Here is a 6,313-nt window from a genome sequence, read left to right on the forward strand (position 1 = left end):
ATTTGTTTAACCTTGTTATACTCAAACCCACTTATAAGAATAACAAGAGCTTATTATGCTAACGTCTTTATTGCTTAGTGCTGCCCTTAGCCAGGATGCGCATCTGCCGCCGTTGATCCCCTGGCAAGGAAAGAGTGAAACCCTGATGCAAACCCAGGGCCCCTTACTAACCGACTTTGAACGCTCAGCTGGTGTCGACTCACCAAATTATGAAAACACCATGGTGTATTTGGCGCAGCTGACAAAGGCAAATAGCGCTCAGTTTTATACGGTAAGCATAGGTAAAAGCGATGCCGGGCGTGATATTCGCATGCTCATTGCCACCGAGCATGGCTTGAGCTCCGCCGAGCAGCTTGTAGCAGACAGCAAACCCACCTTGCTTGTTCAAGCGGGCATACACAGCGGTGAGATAGACGGCAAAGACGCCGGTTTTATGCTGCTTCGCGATATCGCCAATGGTAAACGTCCCGACATATTAAAACAGGTTAATCTGCTATTTATCCCCATTCTCAATGTCGATGGTCATGAGCGCCGCAGCGCCTTTAATCGCATTAATCAGCGCGGGCCTCGCATTATGGGCTTTCGCACCAATGGCCAAAACCTTAATTTAAACCGCGACTACATGAAGCTAGATACCCCGGGTATTCGCGCCATTGCCCATGTGGTTAATGCCTATCAGCCGGATTTATACATAGACGTGCATGTGACCGACGGCGCCGACTATCAATACGATATCACCTATGGCTATAACCCAGACTTTGCCAGTAGCACGCCCAAGGTAGCACAGGCTTTGGATAAGTGGGTGGCGCCCATTATCAATGCCAGGCTCGAACAACAGGGGCATATACCCGGTCCTTTGGTGTTTGTGATGGACAAAATGGAATTTTCAAAAGGGCTGGCCGGTTGGGTGGCAGGTCCTAGATACTCCAACGGCTGGGGAGAGTTGCGTCATCTGCCCACCATATTGGTTGAGAACCATTCATTAAAACCCTATAAGCAAAGAGTGCTTGGCTCCTATGTGCTCTTAGACGGCGCAATTGAAGCCTTAGCAAAGCATGGTGAGCAACTTAATCAGGCGGTCACTGCTTCAATTAAGGATAACTACAAAGAGCTGGTCGTTGAGCGCGCTTATGCCAGCGAGCCGGACTATATTAGTTTTAAGGGTATAGCCTACGAGCGCTATCACAGCAAAACCACCCAAGCCCATGAGGTTCGCTACCTAGGCGAGGCGCACCATTATCCGAGCTTGCCTATTTACTGGCAAAAAGAAGTTAAAACCAAGGTGGCTGTCCCCAAGACTTTTTATATTCCTCGTCAATATGCGCAAGTTTTAGATGTGCTGAACATTCAAGGGGTGAAAACAGAAGCCATATCAAGGCCAGAAACACTTACCTTGCACCAGGGGCGCATAAGCAGCCACGAGTTTGCCAAGGCGCCATTTGAAGGGCGCTTTAGAGTGACTCCGGCAATGGAATACACAGAGGTGAATGTCCTGGTCGATGAACATTGGCTAAAAGTAGATACAGAGCAAACGCTTGGCTTGCTCGCTACGCATCTATTGCACCCGCAAGCGCCAGACTCTTTGTTACAATGGGGCTTTTTCCATACCCTGTTCCAGCGCACCGAGTATGTTGAAAACTATGCCTTGGCTCCCTATGCAGAGCAGATGTTGTTAAACAATGAGGACATCAAGGTAAGCTATGAGCAAAAGCTAAAAGACCCGAGTTTTGCCGAGAGTGCTAAAGCACGCCGCGCTTGGCTTTATGCACAAAGCCCGTATTATGATCAGCAATATTTGAATTACCCCATATTGATGCAGTACTAATATGACCATAAAGATACTTACCGTGCCGGTGACACCATTTCAGCAAAATTGCCGTATTCTGGTGTGTACCAGCAGCAACAAGGCGGCTATTGTCGACCCAGGTGGTGACGCACAAAAAATAGTCGCCACCTTGAATGAACTCGAACTTGTGCCCGAGGCCATATGGCTAACTCATGGTCATCTGGACCATGTAGGGGCGGCCGATGAGCTGGCTATGGCTTACAACCTTGATATTATCGGCCCGCATATAGACGAAAAATTTTGGTTCGATGCTCTGCCACAGCAGGCGCAGATGTTTGGCTTTGCACCTCGTCCAGCATTTTGGCCGACGAATTGGTTAAGCCATGGCGACACTTTAACCTTAGGCGAGCTCAGTTTTGAGGTACGCCATTGCCCAGGACATACACCCGGCCATGTTATTTTTGTTGAACAAACACAAAAACAGGTGCTGGTAGGGGATGTGATCTTTAAAGGCTCGATAGGGCGCACCGACTTTCCAAAGGGCGATGCACCTACCTTGATAGCTTCTATCAAAAGTCAGGTCTTGTCTTTGAGTGATGATTTTGTCATCTTAAGCGGTCACGGTGAAAATACCACTGTGGGTCACGAACGTGCCACAAACCCTTTTATCAGTGGTCGTTTTGGCTAAATTGATGGCTTTGGGTTAAAAAAGCAGGACGATCCCGGGTGGATTGTGTATAATTTTACCTAATTAACGAAAGAATAAGAAAAATCAATGTCATTAAATCAAGTTGATCGCCAGATATTGGCACTGCTGCAGCAAGATGCCAGCCTCTCTACCGCAGAAATAGCCGATCAGGTCGGTCTTTCGCAATCGCCTTGTTGGCGCCGCATTGCCCGTTTAGAGCAAGAAGGCTATATCAAGGGCAAAGTAGCTTTACTCGATGAGAAGAAGCTCGGCTTCGATATGCTGGTGTATGCCCATGTGCGTTTATCCAATCACGGCCGCGATCAACTGGCGCAATTTGAAGAATTGATCATGAGCTATGACGAGGTGACCGAGTGTTACACCATGGCTGGCACCATGGACTTTATGCTGCGCATCATCTCTAAAGGCATTGAAGGTTATGAGCTATTTGTTCGCGATAATTTGCTCAATCTGCCTTATGTGCAAGAGGTCCACTCCAACGTCACCATGACCTGCGTAAAACGCTCTACCTCTTTACCTTTGTAAATCTTCTTATAGGCGACCAAAACGGTCGCCTAACTCTTTGCTGAATTGTTAATTTCTCTGCTTTTTGCTAGAATCTGCACCCCTTTCGCAGCTTGTTTCTAATCGCACCGCAAACGAGGAATGAATGTTTAACTTACTCAGCAAAGCACCTAGCTCTGCTAAAAACGATATCCTATCGGGATTAACCGTTGCCTTGGCATTGGTACCCGAAGCCGTGGCCTTTGCCTTTGTAGCTCAGGTTGACCCCCTTGTTGGCTTGTATGCCGCCTTTATTGTAGGTCTTATCACCTCACTGATCGGTGGCCGCCCGGGTATGATCTCCGGCGCAACCGGCGCTTTGGCCGTGGTTATGACCTCTTTGGTTATCACCCATGGTGTCGAATACCTGTTTGCGACCGTGCTCTTGATGGGTATATTGCAGATACTGGCGGGCATATTTAAGCTCGGCAAATTTATTCGCATGGTGCCGCACCCGGTCATGCTCGGCTTTGTAAATGGCTTGGCGATCGTCATATTCCTTGCTCAGCTGGGGCAATTTAAGGTGTTGGGCGACGATGGCCAAATGAACTGGATGCAAGGCGAGCTGCTTTATACCATGCTGGGCCTGGTTGCCTTAACCATGGCCATTATTCATTTCTTACCCAAGTTAACTACAGCCATTCCATCGAGCCTGGCCGCTATTTTGGTGGTAACTGGCTTGGTACTTGGCTTAGACCTTGAAGCGCGTACCGTTATCGACTTTGTAAAAGATATGACGGGTGATAGCGCTGCAACCATAGCCGGCGGTTTCCCTGAGTTCCATATTCCTCAAGTACCATTTAACTTGGAAACCCTGAAAATCATCCTGCCTTACGCGGTGATCTTAGCGGCCATAGGTTTGATTGAATCACTGTTGACCTTGACCCTGATCGATGAAATTACCGATACCCGTGGTCAAAGTAATAAAGAATGTGTAGGCCAGGGCGCGGCAAACGTAACCTGTGGTTTCTTCGGTGCCATGGGCGGCTGTGCCATGATAGGTCAGTCGATGATCAATATTAATTCCGGTGGTCGCAGCCGTTTATCTGGTATTACCGCGGCGTTATTGCTACTGGTATTTATCCTATTTGCCGCCAGCTACATTGAAATGATCCCACTTGCAGCGCTTGTTGGCGTTATGTTTATGGTGGTTATCGGCACCTTTGAATGGTCAAGTTTCCGTATTATGCGCAAGGTACCTAAATCCGATGCCTTCGTTATCTTCTTAGTCAGTGCGGTAACGGTAGCGACAGATCTGGCCATTGCCGTGTGCGTAGGTATTATTGTGTCGGCCCTGGTATTTGCCTGGCAGCATGCAAAACATATCTACACCGAGAGCTATATCGATGAGCAGGGCTCTAAGGTTTATGAGCTGCATGGCCCCTTGTTCTTCGGCTCGGCGAAGAACTTCGTAGAGCTATTCGATATTAAAAACGACCCTAAAGACGTGATTGTAGAGTTTAAACACAGTCGCGTTGCGGATCACAGTGCCATCGAAGCCATAGACACCTTAGCGGAAAAATACACCAAGGCGGGTAAAACCTTGCATCTGCGCCATGTTAGTGCCGACTGTAAGGAATTGCTGCGTAAAGCACGGGATCTTGTGGAAATCAATGTAATTGAAGACCCTAAGTACCGTGTTGCTTCGGACGAGCTGGGTTGATACCAATTCACTAACCCAATTTGAATCCATAATTTTAGGCCAGCATTTTGCTGGCCTTTTTTATTCAGTTGCAATTAACTAGTCTATACATAGACTTATATCAATTCTTCAATAATGGGTACGACTATGAAACAACTACTTTCGGTGTTACTGACTTCCTCTTTGGCTCTTGGTGGAACCTTCGCTGTACAGGCGCAAAGCATTCCCGACGAGCCCCATTTACAGGTTCGCGGCGTGGGTGAAGTGTGGGCCACGCCAGATAAGGTAACCATTAATCTGAGCGTTAATGAGCAAAGCATGGATGTGCTGGAGGCCAAAAGCGCCGCCGACAGAAAACTAGCAAAGATGATCATGGCGTTAAAAGAGCAGGGTATTGAAAGTAAAGATATTCATGCCAGCCAATTGGGTATTCACAGCAAAACCCGTTATAACCGCGACACTCAAACCAATGAGTTCGATGGCTATGAAGTCAGCCGTAATGTCAGTGTTATTCTGCGCCAAATCGATAACTATGCCTCGGTTTTGCAGTTGCTAGTACAACAAGGAGCCAACCAGGTAGGGCAGTCGCATTTCGGTTTAAGTAATTACGACCAGCTTCATGAACAGGCGCAACAGCAAGCCTTTAGCGATGCCAAGCAAAAAGCGAAAACCTATGCCGAAGGCTTTGATACCAAGGTCGGGAAAGTTTACAGCATTAATGTGATGAGCAATGACAGGCCCATCCCTTACCCACGCGCAGAAATGAAAATGATGGCCGTAGCCGATGCCGCCCCAGGTGTTGAGCAAGCCTATAATGTGGGTGAAATTAAGGTAAGTGCCTCGGTTAACGCGGTATTCCTACTCGATAATTAACCTCCTCGACAATAAAAATCCGTGCGGGACAGTGTAACCTCGCCAAAGCCGAAGGCAAAACCTAAAGAGTTTTCCTTCGGCACTTTTCTTTTAAATCAATTACCTGTACCTTCTATCCTGATAATTTACTCAGGAGAGCAGACGTGATCGTTTCCATCTACGCCGCCATTTTAGCGCTGGTCTATTTGCAACTAAGCCTTTATGTGGTCAAAGAGCGCCGCCGTAATCAACGCTCACTCGGCGCCGGAGACAGTGTCGCGCTGCAACGCGCCATTCGTGCCCATGGTAACTTTATCGAATATGTTCCACTGGCATTACTTTTACTATTTTTTAATGAGTATCAAGGGCTTGCCAGTCATTATTGTCACCTGCTTGGGGGCACCTTGGTGCTTGCACGTCTAATCCATGCCAGTAATATTTCCCAGCTAGATGAAAGCATGAAGGTGAGGGTGGTGAGCATGGTGTTGACCTTCTCAGTGATAATGATCTCTTCGGTGTCCTTGCTGTTAGACGCCACCTTGGGTATTTATCTTTAATTCCTGCCTATCTTACTAAGGCGTGTTGATCTTTCGTGACTAGTTTTTGAGCGGCATGGTAAAGGGTTATAATTTGCTTCGCCAAAAGTAAAAAAACAACTCAATACCATGCCGAGACTAATGCTAACTGATAAGCGGTGGCAAAAGCTACTTCAACTAATGAAGAGTACAGGCCGCATTTACAATAAACCAGAACACAGAATGACGTTTGAAGGGATACTCTT

General features: G+C 47.4%; 6 protein-coding genes and 1 pseudogene. All 7 read left to right on the top strand.

Annotated features, from left to right (window positions below; translation table 11 throughout):
• Positions 1 to 55 precede the first annotated feature (55 nt).
• Positions 56 to 1,825: a M14 family metallopeptidase gene (locus WCN91_RS03635; protein ID WP_342676361.1), complete on the top strand. Its 1,770-nt coding sequence runs from the start codon at positions 56 to 58 to the stop codon at positions 1,823 to 1,825.
• 7 nt (positions 1,826 to 1,832) lie between these two features.
• Complete coding sequence (locus WCN91_RS03640) at positions 1,833 to 2,474, top strand: MBL fold metallo-hydrolase (protein ID WP_342676405.1); 642 nt, start codon at positions 1,833 to 1,835, stop codon at positions 2,472 to 2,474.
• Positions 2,475 to 2,561: 87 nt separating this feature from the next.
• Positions 2,562 to 3,020 carry an Lrp/AsnC family transcriptional regulator gene (locus WCN91_RS03645; protein ID WP_105198954.1) on the top strand — a complete coding sequence of 153 codons (459 nt, stop codon included), beginning with the start codon at positions 2,562 to 2,564 and terminating at the stop codon, positions 3,018 to 3,020.
• 124 nt (positions 3,021 to 3,144) lie between these two features.
• Positions 3,145 to 4,701, top strand: coding sequence for a SulP family inorganic anion transporter (locus tag WCN91_RS03650; protein ID WP_342676364.1), 1,557 nt, complete (start codon positions 3,145 to 3,147; stop codon positions 4,699 to 4,701).
• 126 nt (positions 4,702 to 4,827) lie between these two features.
• Positions 4,828 to 5,553 (top strand): SIMPL domain-containing protein, encoded by a 726-nt coding sequence (locus tag WCN91_RS03655; RefSeq protein WP_342676366.1) that lies wholly within the window; start codon positions 4,828 to 4,830, stop codon positions 5,551 to 5,553.
• 143 nt (positions 5,554 to 5,696) lie between these two features.
• Entirely contained in the window at positions 5,697 to 6,089 is a 393-nt protein-coding gene (locus WCN91_RS03660) for an MAPEG family protein (RefSeq protein WP_342676368.1), read from the top strand.
• Between the two features lie 108 nt (positions 6,090 to 6,197).
• A pseudogene (locus WCN91_RS03665) lies at positions 6,198 to 6,313 on the top strand (IS5/IS1182 family transposase); the annotation flags it as partial.

Origin of the sequence: Pseudoalteromonas qingdaonensis (assembly GCF_038739665.1) — a bacterium.
Taxonomy (GTDB): Bacteria; Pseudomonadota; Gammaproteobacteria; order Enterobacterales; family Alteromonadaceae; genus Pseudoalteromonas; species Pseudoalteromonas qingdaonensis.